The following is a 382-nucleotide window of genomic DNA, read 5'->3' as shown; positions in this document are numbered from 1 at the left end:
ATCATCGAAGGCAAGCAATCCGCATATGGATTCGGAAAAGAAAGCAGTATCACAAACTGCTATGCGGCCGTGTATGTGGAAGGCAAGGAAACAGGCAATTTCAATGGAGAGAGCAGTAAGCTGGAAAGCAGCTTCTATGATATCAGCGTGGCATCGAAAGAAGAGCCGCGAGCACAGGAATACACAAGTGCGCAGATGGTCAGTGGAGGTCTGGTAATAGACGGTTTCCAACAAACAAAGGGAAGCTACCCGTCATCAAAGAAAGAGATCACAGACAAATACAGTGAAGAGGCAAAGAAGCTGAGTGCGCTCAGTACACTGGCAGTCAGTACGCAGACAAGTCTGATGGGACTGACGAAGGATGTGGCACTGCCCTCCTCAA

Annotated in this window: 1 protein-coding gene; it reads left to right on the top strand. The window is 48.7% G+C overall.

Going from position 1 to position 382, the window contains the following annotated elements; translation table 11 throughout:
- Positions 1-382 (top strand): hypothetical protein (locus NE665_RS24115; protein WP_256302732.1); only part of this gene is annotated, 382 nt, incomplete at both ends.

This window comes from Clostridium sp. DFI.1.208 (assembly GCF_024463855.1).
Classification (GTDB): domain Bacteria; phylum Bacillota_I; class Bacilli_A; order Erysipelotrichales; family Erysipelotrichaceae; genus Clostridium_AQ.
This window is presented reverse-complemented; position numbering and strand designations above follow the sequence as displayed.